Here is a 20,086-nt window from a genome sequence, read left to right on the forward strand (position 1 = left end):
GCTCTTAAACCTCAATAACCAGCTCGGGCTGAAACTCATCGACCGCCTCGTGGGGAACATAGCCCCTCGGGTTACACACAACCCGTGTGGGTCCAATCCGATAATCCGAAACCCCATGAAGGTGTCCATGAATCCACAGAGAGGCCCCGCTCTCTCGAACCATGTCATCCAGGTTTGATGCGTAGGCGGGATTACAATCGTCGTCGCCGTATTTCTTGGGGATCGACCGGCGGCTTGGCGCGTGATGGGTGACAATGACCAGCCGCTTCTTCGCGGCTCCGCCCGCCGCAACGCCATCCGTCGCGCCCCCGCCACGCTCATTTCTCTTCTCGAACTCCCCCAGCTCCCTTTTCATCCACTTGATATTCCTGCGGTGCCACAGAATTGTGTCCGGCGGAGTCAATTTTCTGTACTTCGGTTCCTTGCGGATGAGTTGGTAGTCATTCATCCGTTCGCGGGCAGAGATCTCTGCTATCGCCGGATCATCATAAAGATGCATGTCGGACCACAATGTACATCCTAGGAATACGGTGTCATCGACGGTGGCTTTTCCCTGTTCAAGAAGATGGATGTGGGTCCCCTCAACGCGCGCGTGGAATTTATCGATAAATTTCGGCACTGTCTGCCGGTAGTATTCGTGATTTCCAAGAATATAGATGACGGGGTGGTCAGGAATTGTCCGGAGGATCCATTCAATCCCACGGAACCCGGTATCTGTATCCCCCGCCAGAACAGTGACGTCCGCCTGCACCGCGGGGAGATCAAATGGACCGAATTCAAGATGCAGGTCGCTTAATATGTGGATCCGCATCGTCGGATTTTGCCTACCGGGCTTTCCCCACCGGCATGATATACAGCGGGCGCTCGTCGTTGGCGAGGTCCAGGACATTATGAACATCATCGTCTTCAAACGCCCCAACCACTACCGAACCCAAACCGAGGGCCACGGCTTGAAGGCATATATTTTGACCGGCGTGCCCGACATCATTGTGGACATATCGCACACCGCGCCCTTCATACTTTGATGTGGTCCTCTCATAAACCGCCGCCAGGACCACCGACACCGGCGCCTCCTGGATCATGCCCTGCCCGTGCGCCGCGGTGGTCAGTTTCCCCCGCAAGTCACCCTTTTTTCTCATCGTCAGCGAATGCTTCACGGGATCGTATTTATAAACTCCGGGGGTGATATCCTCAACATTTCCAACAACAAGATAGGCCTCCAGCGGGTACCGTGCACCGGCCGACGCCGCCGTTCTCAATCCGTCTGAACTCGTTATGCCCTGAGCCGCCCAAAGTAAATTCGACACCTCGTTCTGGGATAAGGCATCCTCCTTGTACGCCCTCACAGATCTTCTCTTAAGAAAAGCCTCTTCCAGAGACATTTTGCTCTTATGGCGGGGCTTCGGCAGGACGATCGTCGTCATGCTTGTCTTCTTTTCCTTGGGCTTCGCCGTCATTTATTAACCCTCCCTGATTGGCACTCGTAATGGCGGATCATCATACCCTCGGCAGGTTTCATTCCCTGTGGTTCGTAGAATGCCTGCATCTCCCTATCACAGATAAGGTCAATCATATAGAGGCCGGCCAGCTTATCGATCATCCGCCGAACCAGCTCCCCACCGATTCCCCGGCGGCGATAGGCCGGCAGGACTTCAAGAAGGGGGATGTAGGCGGAGAGAACGCCATCCGTCACGGCTGTAATAAATCCAACCACCCGCCCCGTCTTTTCTTCGATGGCCAAAACGGCTTCATCGCTTTGATTCAAGAGCAGGAGGTGCGTCTCGGATGTGGGCGGATGCGGCCACCCCTGAAAGAACCCCACGAGATCCTCGCCCCTGATTCCCATTGTTGAGTCCGTATACCGGATCTTTTCATCTTTCCCTTGCATTTGCCGATCCCGGGTTGCCGTTTTGCAGCCGTAGACGGGGCCGCCATGCGAGCGGCTGGCCGGTTGCAAACAGCCGCGGCTCTTTCCGTAGAAAGAATACATTTGATAGCTATAAAAATGCCACGTGTAGTTTCAATTTCTTCGTCGATTGGTTGACGACATAAACAATATTTCAAATGCCGCGTTTAATCACCAAATCCGGATGTCTCTTCCAAGAGATCGACATAGGACCCATCCAAAAGATCGTCTTTATGGATTTCCAGAACCTTCATGAGTTGATAGGCGTCTTCCATGCCGCTGGTTTGCAATTCATCGTCAATCAGCACAACTTCGAGTTCGACAAATGTGCCGAGTGATTCAACCTCGTCGATATGAATCCTGGTGCGCCCCGAAATATAGACTTCGCGTCTTTTTTTGACGATGGCGCGGACGCCGAGGGCCCGGCTCAGAGCTTCCTTCAGCAGATTTGGTTTACCTATCGGTGTGATGACATATCGCGACTCGGATGGCGCGGTATCGTCATCGCGGTGATAATGTATTAATTCGCCGGTCCCGTCTTCGAATTCGCGCAGCTTCAGCCGGCCTTCGTTGCAATAGAAAAAGGTATCGACCTGGCTGAGAATTTCCGGACCCTTATCAGAAAAACGTTCGGCCAATTGACGGCAGCGCGCCGGATCGACGCATCGGGCCTTAATCTCGACATTTCGCGCCATGTTACCTCTATTCACCAGCCCCGGCATTCAAGCGATGTCCGGCTCCGCGCGGCTGTCAAGGCATCGAGGGCAAGCTCTTTTTTACGCCGACCCAAATTTCAGCGGTTTCGCCCAGCTTGACTTCCGAAGAGGCGTCCACACTTTTGTCCGTCTTCTCGGACAGGCTCGCTTCGTTCAGCCTCTCGGTCAACGTTTCATTGGTAATGTAATCGCTTTGCTCATCCATCATTTGTTTAACTTCATCCGCGCCGCTTATGGAGGACCAGTCCAGGGTAATGCGGTCGGCGACGTGATAACCCGCTGTTTTACGCATATCTTGAACGCGGCGGACCACCTCTCGCGCCCAACCCTCGCGAATCAGCTCAGGATCCAGCAAAAGATCAAAGACCACAAAGAAACGCGCATCTTGCGCAACGGCGTACCCTTCATTCCCTTCGTATGTGACACTGAATTCGCCCGGGTCGAGCCGGAAGTCAGGGGCGGATGGGTTCTCGCCGACCAGCAGCTGTTCACCGGATAGGGTCCACAAATCCTTTTTGACCATTCCGCTGAGACGCTTCATCTCGCCGCCGACCTTTGCTCCCAGCGTGCGGAAATCGAGCTTCACGGAGGGCGCGGCGAATTCTTTGATGTCATCCGGGCTGGTGGCCGCCGGCGCGGCGGCGCCGATCGCGCCCGCCCCCCAGACAACCTCTTTTACATTCAGCTCTTCGGCGATCTGTTGTTTCAGCTCAATACTCAACTCAGGCACATCGGATTCGCGCGGCAAGATTCGGATCCGGCGCATCGGCTGCCGAACCTTGACTTTTGCCTTTTCTCGTACAAAGCGGGCCAGGCTCACCACATCCAGAACAACCTTCATCTGCTCGTTTAATTTTTCATCGACGAGATCGGGGCGCTCTTCTGGAAATCCCGTGAGGTGAACGCTCTCGGGGATTGATTCACCGGACGGATCCAACATCTTGATGGCCGCGGCATGGCCGGCGGCGCCGTCCCCGTTTCGGAACGGCAATATCAGATTGCCGTAAATCTCGTCCGTTAGGAATGGGATGATCGGCGCCATCAGCCGGACATACCCCAGTAAAACATGATACAGTGTGCGGTGCGCTTGTCCTTTATCATCATCAGATTCGGATTTCCAGAATCGCCGGCGCGAACGCCGGATGTACCATGTCGAAAGGTTATCGATAAAAGTTGTCGAAGCGCGCATCAGGTTATCGAACTGATAGGCTTCAAGTCTCTGTCGCGTTTCGGCGACAAGGGCGTAATAGGCCGACAGGATCCATCGATCGAGCCCGTTGTCGCTGATCGCTTTCAGCTCAACGGCCCCCGCCGCCGCCGGATTGAATCCGTCGATCCCGGCGTAGGTGATGAAGAACGAATAGACATTCCACAGCGTGATGAGGTTGCGGCGGACTTCGTTTGCAGCTGTATAACCAAAGCGCAGAATTTGATTCGGGTTCGCGGCGCAATAGAGCCACCGCATGACATCGGCGCCCATCTCTTCCACGGCGACATCAAACCAGATCGCATTGCCGTGGCTCTTATGCATCGGTGCGCCCTTTTCATCGTGGATCTTCTCATAGGCGAAGACCTTTTTATACGGCGAGCAACCTTCCAGCGTCACCGAAGAGAACATCATTGCATAGAACCAGAGGCGGACCTGTTCCCGCATCTCGATCACGACTTCGGCTGGAAACCATTTTTCCCAATAGGGCCGGTCTTCAAAATATTTGAGCGTTGAGAACCCGACAATCCCGGCGTCGAGCCAACAATCGCCGACATCGTTGATCCGTGTCGCGATCTCGTCACAATGTTCTTGAGCCTGTAGCTTTTCGCTATAAGCCGGTTTCGGCGGAACACTCCCGCCTTGGCACCTGATCTTGATCGCGTCGATCCAAGGACGGTGCAATTCGGGCAGATTATCGACAAGCTTCTTATCAACGGCCAGTTCCCGTAACTCTTCGACGCTCCCGACAACCGTCACGTGTCCTTTGGGGCAGACATAAAACGGCAGTGGAAGACCCCAATACCGCTTCCGGGAGATACACCAATCCCCCATATTGTCATACCAGTCCTGTGTCCGCTTGCCGATGCTTTCGGGGATCCACTCGACCTTCAGCGCTTCTTCTTTCATCACCGGCCGGATCTCGTCGCAGCCGATAAACCACTCGCCCTCGACGCGGAAGACAAGCTTCTCTTTGCACCGCCAGCAGAACGGATAGCGGTGTGTATATTTTCCCGACGAAAAAAGCACGCCCTTCTCTTTCAAGTCATCGAGAATCTGTTTCTCGACCTCGAAAACATTCATTCCGGTCAACCAGCCGAATCCATCGATATAGTTTCCCGCCCCGTCGAGCGGCTCCAGCCGGGCCAAACCAAATTCGATACCCAGATCAAAATCTTCAGCTCCGCACCCCGGCGCGATGTGAACAATGCCGGTACCATCCTCATCGCTCACCGCGTCCCATGGGATCACCTTGTGCTCAACACCTTTAACAACCGGAAGGTCGTCAAAGGGGCCGTTGTAGTGCCGTCCAAGGAGCTCTTTCCCTTTGACTGATCCGGTTACTTTATATTCCTTGCCTTCAAAAACAGTTTCGAGCGCGCCGGTGCTGACATAATATAGGCCGCTTTCATACTGGACCTTGGCATAATCCAATTCAGGATGCACGGCGGCAGCGACATTGGAGGTTAATGTCCAAGGCGTCGTGGTCCATACGAGGAGGTATTCGGGATGGGCGGCGGATGCGCCGGCGCTGTCCCCGTCGGTCAGCGGAAAGCGCAAGGTTACGGTGGTGTCTTTGATATCCTGATACGTATCGGTCAGCTCATGCTGCGAAAGCGATGTTCCGCACCGGACACACCACGGCATCGAGTGGTGTCCTTGATAAAGCCATCCCTTTTCGTGACAGGTTTTTAAGAAATGCCAAATAGATGCATTGTTGGTATCACTCATTGTATAATAGGAATCATCCCAATGCATCCACTGCCCAAGACGGATGCTTTGCTCCGTCCAGACACCGGAAAACTTCTCAACCCGCGCGCGGCAGGCCCGGCTGAATTTATCGAGTCCAAAATTCTCAATATCGCTTTTATTTTTAAACCCGAGCTCCCGCTCGGTTTCCACCTCGAGCCAGAGCCCCTGGCAATCAAATCCGTTTTGATACCGTTGGTGATAACCGCGCATCGCCATATACCGCTGGATGGCGTCTTTATACGTTCGGCCCCAGGCATGGTGGACGCCCATGGGATTGTTCGCCGTTACCGGCCCGTCGATAAAGGACCAGCGGGGACCGCTTTCGTTCCGTTCCACCAGCCGCCTGAAAAAATCCTTATCTTTCCAGATCTCGAGAACCTTGTGTTCAAGTTTCACAAAATCGATTTTTGGATCGACGGCTCGGAACCGCCCCGTCATCTTGTCGCTGCTGCCTGTATCACGTCCCATACCGCTCTTGCCCTAACCCCTTCCAATGACACATCGGCTTATACGGCCCCTGGACCATCGTCCTCGATGACATCGAGGACGCCGTTGCCATTGCCTCCGTTGCTTCCTTTGTCTTCGTTATCAGCCTCGCTGGATTCGTCGGCATCATGCGCGCTCACATCTTCCCGAAGCTGCGTCATATCCACGACACGATCGCCTTCGACAAGATTCACCAGTTTCACACCTTGCGTATCGCGCCCCATCCGGCGCACCTCGCTCGATTTTTGACGGATAACCATCCCGCCGGCCGTCATTACCACGACCTCGGGCTCTCCATCCAGCGCCAAGACCATGACGACCGCGCCGGTCTTGTCCGTCAAACGAAGCGCTCTAACCCCTTGGCCGCCGCGGTTATGCGTTGGAAAATCGGTGATCCGCGTTCTCTTTCCATACCCTTCCTCTGTCACAAGGAGGAGGGATTCCACCTCGGGCCGAAGGACAACCATCGCTACCGTTTCATCGTCCTCCCGGGCAAACCGGACGCCACGGACACCGGCGGCGGTCCGGCCCATTGTCCGAACCTGCTGTTCTGAAAAGCGATTCGCCTTTCCATACTTCGTCGTGAGAATCACCTCGGTGTCGCCCTCGGTCAAAACGGCGCTGATGACTTCATCCCCCGGCTCGAGACCGGTCGCGGCGACGCCGCCCTTGCGCGGATATGAATAGGCCTGAAGGGCCGTCTTCTTCACTTTCCCGCGGCGCGTGGCGGTGAGGATAAAGCGGTCCCCCTCAAAATCTTTCACCGGGACAAAAGCGGCGAGAGTCTCATCCTGACCGATCCCGACCAGGCTCATGATCGACCGGCCTTTGGCATACCGGCTTCCCTCGGGAATTTCATACACCTTCAGCCAGTAACACCGCCCGCTATCAGTGAAGAAAAGAATGTAGCTATGTGTATTGGCCACAAAGACATGCTCGAGAAAGTCTTCATCGCCAAGCTTGGCCCCTGTCAAGCCGCGCCCACCCCGTCGCTGACTCCGGTAGCTGCCATAAGAAGCGCGCTTGATGTACCCCTTATGACTGATGGTGATGATCATATCCTCTTGCGGGATAAGATCCTCTATGTCGATCTCGGAGGCCGCCGCGGCGGTGATCTCCGTCCGCCGTTCATCCCCGAAGATCTCATCAGCCTCTGTTAGTTCTTGTTTGATGATCGCAAAGACTTTCGCCCTGTTGCCGAGAATCGATTTGTACTCCTCGATCCGCTTGATTGTCTCGAGGTACTCCTCTTCGAGCTTCTCCCTCTCCAGCCCGACGAGCCGCTGCAGGCGCATCTCAAGAATCGCCTGAGCCTGCCGGTCGCTGAGCGAAAACTCCGACATCAGATTGGCTTTGGCCTCGGCGACTTCCCGGCTGCTTCGAATGATCTCAATGACCCGGTCGATATCGTCCAAGGCCCGTTTCAATCCCTCGAGGATATGGGCGCGCTCTTCGGCCTGATCGAGATCGAATTGCGTTCGGCGTGTAATCACCTCTTCGCGATGATCGAGAAATACCTGCAACATCTCCTTTAGGTTGAGCGTCTTCGGCCGGCCTTTTACAAGCGCCAGAACATTAGCCCCGAAGGTCGTCTGCATTTGTGTATGCTTATACAACTGGTTCAGCACGACTTGCGGCTGCGCGTCGCGGTGCAGTTCAAAGACAATGCGGATCCCTTCGCGGTCGGATTCATCGCGGATATCGGTGATCCCGGTTATATGGCCGCTGTGGACAAGGCTCGCCGCTTTCTCAATGAGAGATGTTTTGTTTACCTGATAGGGAATCTCGGTCACGATCACCGCCATCCGTCCCGGGCGGATCTCTTCGATATTGGCCCGCGCGCGAACCATAATAAGGCCGCGGCCTGTCTCATAACAGGATCGAATTCCCTGGCGCCCCACGATGATACCCGCCGTCGGAAAATCGGGACCCTTAACATGCTCCATGAGTTCATCGATCGAGCATTCAGGGTTGTCAGCCAGGAGATACAGCGCCCTTACGATCTCACCAAAGTTATGGGGAGGAATATTGGTCGCCATTCCCACGGCGATGCCGGCCGCGCCATTAAGGATCAGATTCGGCAGCCGCGCCGGCAACACATCCGGCTCTTCGCGCGTCTCATCGTAGTTCGGACGGAAATCCACCGTCTTGCTGTCGATATCTAATAGCATATTATCTGCGAACAATGTCATGCGGGCTTCGGTATACCGTTCCGCCGCCGCTGAATCGCCGTCGATCGAACCGAAGTTACCCTGCCCGTTGACCAGAGGATAACGCAGGGAGAAATCCTGAACCATTCTCACCATTGTGTCATAAACGGCGAGGGTTCCGTGTGGATGATAATTGCCCGTCACATCACCGGTAATCTTCGCAGATTTGCGGTAGCCCCGATTGTAGTGAAGGCCCAAATCATTCATCGCCACAAGAATCCGGCGCTGCACCGGCTTTAATCCGTCTCTTGCATCAGGGATCGCGCGTGAAACGATAACGCTCATTGCATAATCGATGTAGGAGGATTTCATTTCCTCTTCGATGGCGACCGGTATAATGTTCTCCATATTCGACTCCGTTGCTCTCCATTGCGGCTTCGGCCGGTATCAACACCAGCCGCCCGATTGGTCCGTCTATTAGATATCGAGGTTTTTTACAAGAAGCGCGTTTTGTTCAATGAAATTGCGCCTTGGCTCCACCTGTTCTCCCATGAGGATGGTGAAGATCCGATCCGCCTCCGCGGCGTCGTCTGAAGAAATTTGACGAAGGGTCCGGGTTTCAGGATCCATTGTCGTGTTCCATAGCTGGTCGGGGTTCATTTCCCCCAGACCTTTGTATCGCTGAAGATTCACGCCTTGCTGGCCCATTTCCTCTATGGCCATGTCTTTCTGCCGATCGGTATAGACATAAACTTCTTTCTTGCCCTTTTTTATTTTGAACAACGGCGGCTGCGCAATATAGACATACCCCTCACTAATCAGCTCTTTCATATATCTGAAGAAAAAAGTCAACAATAGGGTTCTGATATGCGATCCGTCCACATCGGCGTCGGTCATGATAATGATTTTGTGATAGCGAGCCTTTCCGACATCAAATTCCTCTTGGCCGAATCCCGCCCCAATAGCCGTAATTAATGTGCGGATCTCTTCGCTTGCCAGGGCTCGGTCGAGACGAGCCTTTTCTACATTGAGAATCTTTCCTCTCAGCGGAAGGATGGCCTGATATCGCCGGTCGCGCCCCATCTTTGCGCTACCGCCGGCTGAATCGCCCTCAACAATATACAATTCTGTCTTTTCAGGATTTCTTTCGGAACAATCAGCCAATTTTCCGGGGAGCGACCCGCTGTCGAGGACTGTTTTCCGGCGCGCCAATTCGCGGGCCTTTCGCGCCGCATCGCGGGCCCGAGCTGCGGAGACAGCCTTCTCAATAACACGCTTCGCAATCGAACCGTAACTTTCGAGGTATTCCGTGAGCGCTTCACCGACAGCTGATTCGACGAGGCCTTTGACCTCTGAGTTGCCAAGCTTTGTTTTTGTCTGCCCCTCGAATTGAGGGTTAACAAGCTTAACACTTAGAATACCCGTCATCCCCTCGCGAACATCCTCACCGGAGAGGGTTTGGTTTTTAAGCAATCCCTCTTTAGAGCCGAAAGTGTTAAGAACGCGTGTCAGCGCGGACTTAAAACCAATGAGGTGGGTTCCACCCTCGAGGGTATTGATATTGTTAACATAAGAAAGAATCGTTTCGGTATACCCGTCGGTGTATTGGAACGCCAGTTCCAAAACAAATCCGTTTTTTTCTTTAAAAATATATATCGGGTCGTTGTGAAGCGGCGTCCGGTTTTCATTCAGGTAACGGACAAATTCGACAATCCCGCCCTCATATTTAAACATCTCTTCGGTCGGGGACTCGGGGTCGCGGAGATCTTTAAGAACAATCTCGATTCCGCGATTTAAGAAAGCCAATTCTCTCAGCCGATGGGCGACGGTATCGACGGAGTAGACGATTTCTTCGAAAATCTTTCTGTCGGCGAAAAAGGTGGTCCGATTGCCTGTTCTATTGGTGCGGCCGATTATTTCCAGGGGTGTTGTCGCTTCACCGCGCTCATAACGCTGGCGGTGGATCTTCCCATCGCGGCTAACCTGGACTTCCATTCGTTCGGAAAGGGCATTGACGACGGAAACGCCGACGCCGTGAAGCCCGCCGGAGACTTTATAGCTCGAATTATCGAACTTGCCGCCGGCATGCAGCATTGTCATGACGACTTCCAAGGCGGGCTTATTTTGTTCAGGATGGATATCAACTGGAATGCCGCGGCCGTTATCATCAACAGTGATCGAACCATCCGCTTCGAGAATCACTTCGATATGGTCACAGAAGCCGCCCAGGGCTTCATCGATACTGTTATCGACAACCTCATAGATCAGGTGATGGAGGCCTTTTGTCCCGGTGGAACCAATATACATACTCGGACGAAGACGAACGCCTTCAAGTCCTTTTAATACCTGGATTGAACCGGCGCCGTATCCATTCTCTGTTGGGACCGGCGCTGTCTTGCTTTCTTCATCCCCACCATTGTCGTTTTCCTTGTCATCCCCTGTATCATCAGCGGCGCCGATAATTTCGATTTCTTTGGTCTCACGGGGTATGTTCTCCGCGCTCAAACCGTTTTCCGGAACCTCTTGTCCGGAGGATCCTTTTTCAGCGGGTCCTTTCGATTCGGTTGCGGACCGGCTGTTTGATGGGCTCTCCGACATCTTGTTTCCCTCTGTTATTCCGGTGGAAAGTAGCCGACGGTCGTCTTAATTTCCTGAAACGGCAATCGGCCGAATCTCTTCTTATACTTATTTATGATCTCTCGCCGAACCATGGTTATCTGCGCGGCCCAGCTGCTACCTGCCGCTTCAACCCAAAGGGTCCCACCTGATATATTTTTTGGGCGGCTCTTCTTTGCGAACTGTGGCCCTACTATTTCGGGCCAAGCATCCAAAACGTGCTGCTTCTTAATACCCGCTTTAAGGCCGCTTTGTTCTAAAAATTTTTTGAGGGCCGCTCCGATGTGTTCCATCCCGGAACCTACTTGGTCATCCTAGAACCTCTATTCATCCGTCAACCGAAGCGGCATGACGAGACATAGAATTGGTTCTTCCGGCGACTCTTCATCCGGTGTAAAAACACCCGCGGTTGTAGATGACTCGAGTGCTATGTTTACCCTTTCGCTTTCCACTGTTTTTAAAAGATCGAGTAAATAGACGCCGTTGAACCCGATTTTCAGATCCACACCGTCATAGTTAACGTCGATCTCCTCATCGCTCTCGCCGACATTTTGGGTTTCAACAATAATCTTCAGTCTGCCCTTTTCGACCTGAAGCTTGACCGGGCGCGTGACCGGATCAGCCAGGACAAGAGCGCGGCGAAGCGCGGCTCTGAAAGCGTGGAGCGGCGCACTCACAACATAGGAGTTGTCCTTTGGAATGACCTGTTCATATCGCGGAAAGGGCCCTTCCAGCAGACGGGTGATGAGGGTTTTCCCGTTAATCTCAAACGCGGCGTAGGATTTTGATCCCGTTATGCGTACAGCCTTACTTGAATCATTCATGATTCGAAGGAGCTGCTGCAGAGCTTTCGTTGGAAGGAGATAACTTAACTTTTCTTTAAAGTCACCTTTGATCGACGCTTGGGCAAGGCGATGACCATTCGTTGCGACCATTCTAATCTCTTCAGGGAAGATCTGCGTATAAACACCGGTAAGTTCCGGACGGGTTTCATCCGAGGCAACGGCGTAACTTGTGCGTCTAATTAATTTTTCGAGTTTGCCGGATTCGATTTCCAGCGTCGTCGCATCCTCCAGCTTCGGTATCTCAGGAAAATCGGTTGGATCAGCGGTGACGATCTTGTAGGTTCCGCCTGATGTTATCTTTAAGACATTCTTTGCGAGCATCAGGGTCACATCTGAAGGTCCTAATTCCTTCACCAGCTCCGTGAACTTCCGAGCCGGTACACAGATCCTTCCCTCAGTCTCAACCTGAAGCCCCTCCACGAGCGCCGCCCGAATGGAAATATCCAAATCGGTGGCCGTTAGAGTCAACTTACCGTCTTTGACCTCCATTAAAACCGTGGAGAGAATCGGCAGCGTGGATTTTGACGGCACCACCGACACCACATCCTGAAGACTCTCCAGAAGGTTTTCCTGTCTGACGGTGAGTTTCATGGGTCCTCCTTGACAGCCGGCGCCTGCCGGTTTCTCAAATTGTTTATAGTGTAATAATGAGTCGATCCAGGGAAGGATGCTCCTTGAAAATCCTCTTTGCACCCTCGATAAGGGCTCATCAAGCCATGACGATCCGTGTGGATCCGACTCAGGTTAGTCTAGGTTAAATCCTATCTCTCGTAAAGCTCTAAAAGCGACATTTGAGAAGGCGGAGATGATTCTTAACTCTTTATATTCTAATAAGTTAGAATACCCTTAGGAAGGGTCCTCCATGGTGTGAAGGGGACTCTCCACAACCACTCTTCTATAACTATTTAAATATTCAAAAATAGTAGTCGTCGTAGAGAAAGTGGTTATGTTGACAACCGATTCATCACCATCAAACAAAAGACCTTGGAGCCGGATGGCATTGTGGAGTTTTTGTTTCGGGATGGGTAAAAACCCCCACCTGCCAACAGTCATAAACTAAGAACAGCTTGTTAACAGCACTTGTCCACATTTAGGAAGATCGGAAATGGGCAAAACTCGGGTCTAGGGCCTGTTGTCGACGGGACGATGCGTCAGGCGTTCTTCGATATCTTGCAACGCGCGTTCCAGCTGGTCATCCTGTACCCTTTTTCGGGCGATTTTCCCGCAAGCATGGAGAACGGTACTGTGGTCCCGATGGCCGAATGAACTCCCTATGTCATTGAGTGTCAAGCTGGTATGTCGTCGGACGAGATACATCGCAACCTGGCGGGCGAGAGCAACCTGTTGGGTTCTCCGTTTGCCTCGGATGGACTCTGCTGTCACGTTAAACACTTGCGCCACATGCTGTTGGATATCTTCAGGACTGAGTTTTCCCGTTGATCCGGGCTCTAAGACATCTTTGAGGACATCCTGGGCCAGATCGACCGAAATCTCGACGTTGAGAAGACGGCTGAGAGCGGCCAGCTTCACCAAGGAGCCTTCGAGGGTCCGGATATTGGAGATGACCCGGGAAGATATAAGCAGGGAGACATCCTCAGGAAGGTAGATTCCCTCGGCGATCGCCTTCCGGCGGAGGATCGCCATACGGGTCTCGATGGTCGGCGGCGAAATATCGGTGACCAATCCCCAATGAAACCGGGAGATCAACCGCTGTTCGATATTCTGTATCTCCTTGGGGGGTCTATCGCTGGTCATGACGATTTGCTTCTGGGCGTCATGAAGGGCATTGAAGGTGTGGAAAAACTCCTCCTGCGTCGCCTCCCTGCCAGCCAGGAAATGAATATCATCGATAAGGAGAACATCGAGATTTCGGTATCGCTCGCGGAAACCGGCGGTGTTTCCCTGGGCGATCGCCTCAATCAGCTCATTCATGAATTTTTCGCAGTAGACGTAAACGATTCGGCAGGATGGGGTTTGCTGCTGAATCTGGTGCCCGAGCGCCTGCATGAGATGGGTCTTGCCGAGCCCGGTCGACCCGTGGATAAAGAGCGGGTTATAGGCTCTTCCCGGATCCTTGGCGGCGGCATGGCACGCGGCATGGGGAAATTCATTGCTCTTCCCGACCACGAAGTTATCGAAGGTGTAACGCGGATTCAAACGGGCGCGGAGGGGCGAGTCTGCTTGTGGGTGGTAGGAAAGGCTGTTTTTGATTTCAATCGGGAGAGTGGTCGAGGGCCGACGGTCGACAGGGGCCGCCGCAACAGCGCCGGAATTGGTTTCAGGGCTGTCCTTATAATAGTTGCTGTTCACTGACCACTGAATCGCCAGTTCTTCACCAAAGGCGCGAGTAATCGCCTCCTTTAGGAGTGGTAAGTTGTGATGCTCGAACCAATCAATGAAGAAGGGGTTGGGAACCTCAATAACGATTCGTCCCTTCCCTGCTTCGAGAGGATGAATAGGAGAAAACCATGTTTCAAATCTTTGACTTGGGACCTTTTGGCTAATCCATGCCAGTGCGGTGCCCCAGGCCGAGGTGCTGATGGACTGAGCCTCCACTGAAGCTTCCCCTTCCCTGCCTCTAGTTATCAACACACTTTTCCACAAACTGTAAGCCGGAACGTACCACCCCACCCTGCCCTTGGATTCCAGAGACGAGGATCCCCTAATAAGATATGAACACTCTTCACATCATATGTTGAAAACTCTGGAACTTCTTTTATTGTAGTCTGTTACCTAAGAAGGGCCGGCTTGGCGGAAGTGGTTTTCCACAGGCGTCCGGCCCGGGTGTCGAACCAAAGGGCCATCATGCCTTGCCGAATGGGCCACTGTCTGTATCTTCGCTTTACTACTTGTAAACAATGACTTATTTGGCAAGGCTGAAGCAGAATATCACCCGCGATATGGCGTCGCAATTCGAATCTAGTGATTACAGAAAAAAGAATTAAAAAGCGCTCTTCAGCACTGTGCGAGCGGTGACTTGTAAGGTCTGCAGGAGGGGACTCGGAGAGATAAGGGGTTGACCGGCCGGCCCGATCTCCTCTAGCATCATTCAAATAGTCATAAACACATTCAGAGAGGACTCTATTTTTTAGGGAAGGCCATTCACTATTGAGGAGAGTTGACGTTGAAACGAACATTTCAGCCCCATAATCGGCGTAAAAGAAAAGTACACGGCTTTCGAAGCAAGATGCGCACAAAGGCGGGTCGTGGTGTTTTGAATCGTCGTCGGAGAAAAGGACGCGCACGCGTCTCCGTATCTTAATGGTTGCCATGCGGCCAGAACTCCATGGCCGGAATAACTAGCACTCTTCGCAAACGCCGGGATTTCCAAAAGCTCTACGAGGAAGGCCGAGCCTACCACGGAGTGAATCTCGTCGTTATGATCCGTCGCACCGGTGAATCACCCGGGATGTTGGCGTTTGTGGCAAGCCGAAGAGTCGGTTCCGCCGTACGGAGAAACCGCGCAAGGCGTATTTTGCGTGAAGCTTTTCGAACCCTTGGCGTAGATCTTAGAGAAGAAGACGTACACATCGCCTTCATAGCCCGCGCCACCTGTGCAACAGTGAAGATGCAAGTCGTGCGGGATGAAATGAAAAGAATTCTAAAAGTGGCGGGAATCCTGCGTACGGATACAGAGATTGATAACCGCCCGGCCTAGCGCGAACGGTAATGAATATCAAAAAGAGCCAGCTGGATAGAAGGCATCAAGTTAAGACACGCGGATCAATCGGGTCAGAGATTTTGATCCTTCTCATTATAGTTTATCGGAAAATCGTATCCCCCTGGATTCCCGCTTCATGCCGGTATATGCCGACCTGCTCACAATATGGGCTGGATGCCATAAGGATGCATGGCGCGATCCGAGGCGGCTGGCTGACAACGAAAAGGATCCTCAGGTGTCATCCTCTGGGCGGTGACGGATATGACCCTGTTCCATTCAAGGATGAAATAAAAAACGCAAAGGGCGCGCATAATGGATAAAAGGCTTTGGCTGGCCATGGTATTGGCCATCCTCGTGTTATTTGTATCCGACCGGCTTTTTGGACCAAAGCAGGGTCCTGTTAGAACCGCGATAACGGAAATGTCGGATTCCACCTCCGTGCCGGCGTCCGGCACCCGGTCGGGGTCGCCCGATCTTTCGGCGGTGACCACAGAACCGGCGAGCGGCACCTTCGACTCGATGGCCGCCGCCGCTCCGTCAGAGGAGATGGTAAACCAGCTTCTCACAGCCAACGAGCCCGAAGAGATCACCATCGCAGGCGCCAAATATCAAGCCACATTGAGCCGCCGGGGAGGCGTCGTATCGAGTTTTATCCTGGCCGAGTATACCGATGCCGAAAATCAGCCGGCCAACCTGATCCGCGATGAAGAGAAGGGTGTGCTGGGTCTTACGATCGAAACACCGGATGGTATCCTGGATCTGGCGGAAACCGAATTTCACGTAGAAACACGGAAATCGGGCGGCATGACCCGCGTGGAATTTTCCGCCGAGGATGCCAATGGGGTTCGCGTAACAAAGACCTATCTCTTTCACCCCGACAGCCTCGCCTTCCGTTTGCAGTTGAAGGCCTCCGGAATCCCCAATGGCGACGGAGCGGCCCGGTATGGAATCAACTGGGGCGAGGGGATGCCGTTACTGGAAGTGAAACCTGCGTATGACCAGGCCGGTATGGCCTCCGTGGCCTTGATCGGGAAGGATTTTGTCAAAGATGGCGGCGCCTCGATGCGGGGAATGGGTTGCAGCGGGGGCGGCGGAAAAAAAGATCAGTGGGAGTTTGAGAACCACGACGGGATGATCCATTGGGCGGGGGTGAGGGATAAATATTTTCTCGGCGCCATCATTCCAGAGAACGCGCTCGACGCCCGGGTGCGGACCGAAAGAAACTCAGGCAGGAACATTGCACGGACCCAATTGATTGTTCCGGTGGACCTCGACGGCACCGTCGCGCGCAACTTCATGGTCTATCTCGGGCCGTTGAAACACAATGAATTGCAGGCCCTCGGTGTCGGGCTGGAGCGGGCCGTCGACCTTGGGATGAAGCCGATCATCCCCATCAGCAGGCTGGTCCTGTGGTGCATGACGACATTATATAAGGTCATTCCGAATTACGGCATCGTTATTCTTATCGTTTCTGTTCTGGCCAAAATATTAATGTATCCGCTGACAAAGAAGAGCCTCAACTCGATGAAGAAAATGCAACTCGTCAAGCCGGAGATGGACGAGATCAACAAAAAGTACAAGGACGATCCACAAAAGAAGCAAAAAGCGATGATGGCGCTTTATAAAGAGCACAGCATCAACCCGGTTGGCGGCTGTCTTCCAATGGTCCTTCAGATGCCGATCTTTTTCGCGCTCTATAGTGTTTTGTACAATGTAATCGAGATGAGAAAGGCGCCGTTTGTTTTTTGGATCAAGGATCTCTCGCTTCCCGATAATGTTGGAAATATCATGGGTGTACCGATAAATCCATTACCGGTCATCATGACGGCAACTATGATTTGGCAGCAAAAGTTGACACCGACGGACCCGCGACAAGCGACGATGGCAATGATAATGCCGATTATGTTTCTTTTCTTCTTCTACAATCTTCCGTCCGGACTCGTATTCTACTGGACGGTAAACAATGTTGTTTCTGTAATTCAGCAGCTTTGGATTAAACGAGGCGACAAGCCGGTTTCTTCAGGGAAAGGTGCTGAAAGGAGGGATTATGCAGTTGCATCCAAGGGATGATGAAGAACATGGAGGCCTCAGCGAAAAGAAAGAGGTCATATCACAGGGGAAGACTTTAGATGAAGCCGTCCAGCGCGGAATTGAAGAGCTGGGAATTCGCAAGGAAGATGCCGAAGTCGAAGTTCTGGATGTTGGCGGTTCCGGACTCATGGGCCGGATTCGAGGGAAGAGCGCAAGGGTTCGTGTAAGGGCCCGCGATACACGCGAACAAAAGCTCAAGGAAGTCACGGCGGAGATCCTTCAATTGATGGAAATCGACGCCGACGTTTCTATGAATGGAAATGATGGGAATTACCGTATTGAAATTACAAGCGAGGGCGCGGATGGCCTCCTCATCGGCCGCAGAGGAGAGACACTCGAGGCGCTGCAGCACATCGTTCATCGCGTGGTCGCGGGCGGCGAGGGCCCGCTCTTTATCACTGTCGATGTATCCGGTTACAGAGAACGCCGCCGGCTCTATCTGGAAGCCAAAGCGCGCGAATTAGCGAGTGTGGCCCTCAGCCAGCGGCGGGAGGTTCTTTCAGAGCCGCTTACCGTCGGCGAGAGAAGAATTTTTCATTCGGCGTTGGCCGAGATTCCTTATGTTCAAGCCCGTGCGCTTGGCGAGGGAATGCATAGAAAAATCGCTGTTGGACCGGCATCTGAAGGCCGGGAACGGGATGGGCGGGGTCGCAGTGGCGGCTACCGGGAATCTTACGATCGCAGCGATGGCGAACGAGGACGATATGACCGTGGCGATGGTGACCGCGAACGGGGCCGGTATGACCGCGGGGAGCACCACGACCGGCACACCCCAGACCGGCAACCCCCCGAGCGCCACACCCCAGACCGGCAACCCCCCGAGCGGGATCGATATGACAACCGGAACAGTTATGAAGAGGGATACTCCTCATTCAGCCGAAACCTCCGAACTAACAATTCCAATACCTCTCGCCCCGACACCCCCCACCCTGATACCTCCCGATGGGAAACCGAACAACCGGAAGATTCCCGCGGTATCCCGCCGGCGCCCGAAAGCGCTGTTGGGCGCGAGTGGATGAGGCAGCCTCAGCAAAACCGGCATCGTAGATCATCAGGCGGCAGCACAGAGTTTCTTTCTCCAAGCCGCGGCTTTGCCGGATCCGGATACAGCGGCGGGCGGCGACAGGAATCAAATGATATGCGCCAGCGCCGGGAGACTCGGGGAACACCGAATCGGAAGCCGAGCATCCGGCCTCGTGAGGACGAGAATGGCGGAGCTCAAAAAGCCGACGAGGAATAAATCCCCATTACACGGTGTGCCAACCGATACGATAACCGCAATCGCTACGGCCCCGGGGCACGGGGCCGTGGCTATTGTCCGGGTTTCCGGGCCACGGGCCATCTATCTTTGTGACGATCTCTTCCGGGGAAGAAAAAAGCTCGCTGATCTCCCCGGCGGCCGAGCTGTGACCGGATGGATAACAGACGGCGACGAAGAGCTCGACGAAGTCGTCGTCACCCTTTACCGATCCCCCAGAAGTTATACAGGTGAAGACCTGGTTGAGATTTCCTGCCATGGGGGGCCATCCGCCGGGTATATCCTCAACGCGCTCATAGGCTATGGCGCCCGGCCGTCACGACCCGGGGAGTTTACCAAACGCGCTTTTCTGAACGGACGGATGGATCTCAGCCAGGCCGAGGCTGTCGCCGCATTGATAAATTCCTGCGGACGAGCCGCGCATCGCGCTGCCTTGAGATTATTAAAAGGGCGTTTGCGGGAACGGCTGGAACCGATTTATGAAGAGGGGCTCATGATTCAATCCCGCCTCGAGGCGGCGATTGAGTTTCCAGAAAACGTCGGCGACGACGAGCCGAGGATTCGCGAGGGTTACTTCGCCGAAGTGTCCGGGGGCCGCGGCGAAGAGCATCCGCCGACAAGCATTGAATTGACCCGGCTGAGGGAGCAGGTAGAAGCGCTCCATCGGCAGGCCGGCCGATCTGACCTGTTGTTGAGTGGATACCGGTGCGTTCTCGCGGGGACGGTCAATGTCGGGAAGTCGTCATTGTTCAACGCTTTGCTGAATCGGGATCGCGCGATTGTCACCGAAGAGCCGGGAACGACGCGGGATACCCTGGAGGGCATCCTCGAGGTGGAAGGAATTCCGGTGACCCTTGTCGATACAGCAGGGATTCGCTCGCCGTCGAGCCGCTCCGAGGCGGAGGGTACACGACGGTCCCGCGAAGAGCGCCAATCGGCCGACCTTGTCCTAGAGGTGCTGGATATCAGTCAGTCGCCGGAAGCCAAACTCACAGGAGCGCATAAGAATGAGACGGAAAAGGCCGACACATTGATACTTTTAAATAAGTCCGATCTCCCCTGGCATCCTGAATGGGAAAAACATCAACCCGAAGACGCCTTGGCCGTTTCCGCGCGTACGGGAGCTGGAATGGACCAGGTCCGCGAAGCGATTGCAAAGCGGCTACGGGGTGCTCCGCATGAGGAGATTTTACTGAGTTTGCGCCAGCGGGAAGATCTGGCGCGGGCCGCCCGCCACCTAAGCGTTGCGGGAAACTTATTGGAAAACAAAGAATTACCTGAGCTGATCAGCTATGAAATCGGCGAGGCAGTCCAGTCTTTCGGCGGAATCTTGGGTCGCGATCCGTCCGCGGAGCTGATGGAAACGATATTCTCCCGCTTCTGTATTGGAAAATAAAT

At 53.8% G+C, this 20,086-nt stretch carries 16 protein-coding genes; 6 read left to right on the top strand and 10 right to left on the bottom strand.

Features of this window, described 5'->3' with window-relative positions; translation table 11 throughout:
• Positions 1 to 4: 4 nt before the first annotated feature.
• The 10 genes from KJ970_20535 to dnaA all read right to left on the bottom strand — a co-directional run bounded on the left by KJ970_20535 (position 5) and on the right by dnaA (position 14,270).
• Positions 5 to 811, bottom strand: a complete 807-nt coding sequence (locus KJ970_20535; protein MBU2693313.1) for a metallophosphoesterase — start codon at positions 809 to 811, stop codon at positions 5 to 7.
• A 13-nt stretch (positions 812 to 824) separates the two neighbouring features.
• Positions 825 to 1,457, bottom strand: a complete 633-nt coding sequence (locus KJ970_20540; protein MBU2693314.1) for a SagB/ThcOx family dehydrogenase — start codon at positions 1,455 to 1,457, stop codon at positions 825 to 827.
• A complete protein-coding gene (locus KJ970_20545) occupies positions 1,454 to 1,888 on the bottom strand; it encodes a GNAT family N-acetyltransferase (protein MBU2693315.1) in 435 nt (144 codons plus the stop codon). Before KJ970_20545 ends, KJ970_20540 begins: the two co-directional genes overlap by 4 nt.
• Before the next feature lie 185 nt (positions 1,889 to 2,073).
• Positions 2,074 to 2,601, bottom strand: a complete 528-nt coding sequence (locus KJ970_20550; protein MBU2693316.1) for a class IV adenylate cyclase — start codon at positions 2,599 to 2,601, stop codon at positions 2,074 to 2,076.
• 55 nt (positions 2,602 to 2,656) lie between these two features.
• Positions 2,657 to 6,019, bottom strand: coding sequence for an isoleucine--tRNA ligase (gene ileS / locus KJ970_20555; protein MBU2693317.1), 3,363 nt, complete (start codon positions 6,017 to 6,019; stop codon positions 2,657 to 2,659).
• Positions 6,020 to 6,087: 68 nt separating this feature from the next.
• A complete protein-coding gene (gyrA, locus tag KJ970_20560; GenBank protein MBU2693318.1) occupies positions 6,088 to 8,625 on the bottom strand; it encodes a DNA gyrase subunit A in 2,538 nt (845 codons plus the stop codon).
• 69 nt (positions 8,626 to 8,694) lie between these two features.
• Positions 8,695 to 10,815, bottom strand: a complete 2,121-nt coding sequence (gene gyrB / locus KJ970_20565; protein MBU2693319.1) for a DNA topoisomerase (ATP-hydrolyzing) subunit B — start codon at positions 10,813 to 10,815, stop codon at positions 8,695 to 8,697.
• Between the two features lie 14 nt (positions 10,816 to 10,829).
• Positions 10,830 to 11,126 (bottom strand): DUF721 domain-containing protein, encoded by a 297-nt coding sequence (locus KJ970_20570; GenBank protein ID MBU2693320.1) that lies wholly within the window; start codon positions 11,124 to 11,126, stop codon positions 10,830 to 10,832.
• Positions 11,127 to 11,156: 30 nt separating this feature from the next.
• Positions 11,157 to 12,269: a DNA polymerase III subunit beta gene (dnaN, locus tag KJ970_20575; protein MBU2693321.1), complete on the bottom strand. Its 1,113-nt coding sequence runs from the start codon at positions 12,267 to 12,269 to the stop codon at positions 11,157 to 11,159.
• A gap of 531 nt (positions 12,270 to 12,800) precedes the next feature.
• On the bottom strand, positions 12,801 to 14,270 hold the full coding sequence (gene dnaA, locus KJ970_20580; GenBank protein MBU2693322.1) for a chromosomal replication initiator protein DnaA: 1,470 nt from the start codon (positions 14,268 to 14,270) through the stop codon (positions 12,801 to 12,803).
• A 526-nt stretch (positions 14,271 to 14,796) separates the two neighbouring features.
• Here dnaA and rpmH point away from each other — a divergent pair.
• The 6 genes from rpmH to mnmE are packed head-to-tail and all read left to right on the top strand — an operon-like array spanning position 14,797 to position 20,084.
• Entirely contained in the window at positions 14,797 to 14,940 is a 144-nt protein-coding gene (rpmH, locus tag KJ970_20585) for a 50S ribosomal protein L34 (protein MBU2693323.1), read from the top strand.
• 24 nt (positions 14,941 to 14,964) lie between these two features.
• A complete protein-coding gene (gene rnpA, locus KJ970_20590; protein MBU2693324.1) occupies positions 14,965 to 15,336 on the top strand; it encodes a ribonuclease P protein component in 372 nt (123 codons plus the stop codon).
• An 11-nt stretch (positions 15,337 to 15,347) separates the two neighbouring features.
• A complete protein-coding gene (gene yidD / locus KJ970_20595; GenBank protein ID MBU2693325.1) occupies positions 15,348 to 15,659 on the top strand; it encodes a membrane protein insertion efficiency factor YidD in 312 nt (103 codons plus the stop codon).
• Positions 15,652 to 17,409, top strand: a complete 1,758-nt coding sequence (locus tag KJ970_20600) for a membrane protein insertase YidC (GenBank protein ID MBU2693326.1) — start codon at positions 15,652 to 15,654, stop codon at positions 17,407 to 17,409. Before yidD ends, KJ970_20600 begins: the two co-directional genes overlap by 8 nt.
• The gene (locus KJ970_20605) at positions 17,387 to 18,670 is read left to right on the top strand and encodes a Jag N-terminal domain-containing protein (GenBank protein MBU2693327.1); all 1,284 of its coding nucleotides are present in this window, start codon (positions 17,387 to 17,389) and stop codon (positions 18,668 to 18,670) included. The genes KJ970_20600 and KJ970_20605 overlap by 23 nt, the downstream gene beginning before the upstream one ends.
• Positions 18,639 to 20,084, top strand: a complete 1,446-nt coding sequence (gene mnmE, locus KJ970_20610) for a tRNA uridine-5-carboxymethylaminomethyl(34) synthesis GTPase MnmE (protein MBU2693328.1) — start codon at positions 18,639 to 18,641, stop codon at positions 20,082 to 20,084. Before KJ970_20605 ends, mnmE begins: the two co-directional genes overlap by 32 nt.
• Positions 20,085 to 20,086: the final 2 nt, after the last annotated feature.

This window comes from Candidatus Eisenbacteria bacterium, from assembly GCA_018831195.1.
Taxonomy (GTDB): Bacteria; Eisenbacteria; RBG-16-71-46; order CAIMUX01; family JAHJDP01; genus JAHJDP01.

Excerpts from the sequence above, each read along its gene's own strand:
- KJ970_20570 (MBU2693320.1), bottom strand. The coding sequence starts at position 11,126 with ATGGAACACATCGGAGCGGCCCTCAAAAAATTTTTAGAACAAAGCGGC.
- yidD (MBU2693325.1), top strand. The coding sequence starts at position 15,348 with ATGAATATCAAAAAGAGCCAGCTGGATAGAAGGCATCAAGTTAAGACA.
- ileS (MBU2693317.1), bottom strand. The coding sequence starts at position 6,019 with ATGACGGGGCGGTTCCGAGCCGTCGATCCAAAAATCGATTTTGTGAAA.
- gyrB (MBU2693319.1), bottom strand. The coding sequence starts at position 10,815 with ATGTCGGAGAGCCCATCAAACAGCCGGTCCGCAACCGAATCGAAAGGA.
- KJ970_20545 (MBU2693315.1), bottom strand. The coding sequence starts at position 1,888 with ATGCAAGGGAAAGATGAAAAGATCCGGTATACGGACTCAACAATGGGA.
- rnpA (MBU2693324.1), top strand. The coding sequence starts at position 14,965 with ATGGCCGGAATAACTAGCACTCTTCGCAAACGCCGGGATTTCCAAAAG.
- mnmE (MBU2693328.1), top strand. The coding sequence starts at position 18,639 with ATGGCGGAGCTCAAAAAGCCGACGAGGAATAAATCCCCATTACACGGT.
- KJ970_20535 (MBU2693313.1), bottom strand. The coding sequence starts at position 811 with ATGCGGATCCACATATTAAGCGACCTGCATCTTGAATTCGGTCCATTT.
- KJ970_20605 (MBU2693327.1), top strand. The coding sequence starts at position 17,387 with ATGCAGTTGCATCCAAGGGATGATGAAGAACATGGAGGCCTCAGCGAA.
- gyrA (MBU2693318.1), bottom strand. The coding sequence starts at position 8,625 with ATGGAGAACATTATACCGGTCGCCATCGAAGAGGAAATGAAATCCTCC.
- KJ970_20540 (MBU2693314.1), bottom strand. The coding sequence starts at position 1,457 with ATGACGGCGAAGCCCAAGGAAAAGAAGACAAGCATGACGACGATCGTC.
- KJ970_20600 (MBU2693326.1), top strand. The coding sequence starts at position 15,652 with ATGGATAAAAGGCTTTGGCTGGCCATGGTATTGGCCATCCTCGTGTTA.
- KJ970_20550 (MBU2693316.1), bottom strand. The coding sequence starts at position 2,601 with ATGGCGCGAAATGTCGAGATTAAGGCCCGATGCGTCGATCCGGCGCGC.
- dnaN (MBU2693321.1), bottom strand. The coding sequence starts at position 12,269 with ATGAAACTCACCGTCAGACAGGAAAACCTTCTGGAGAGTCTTCAGGAT.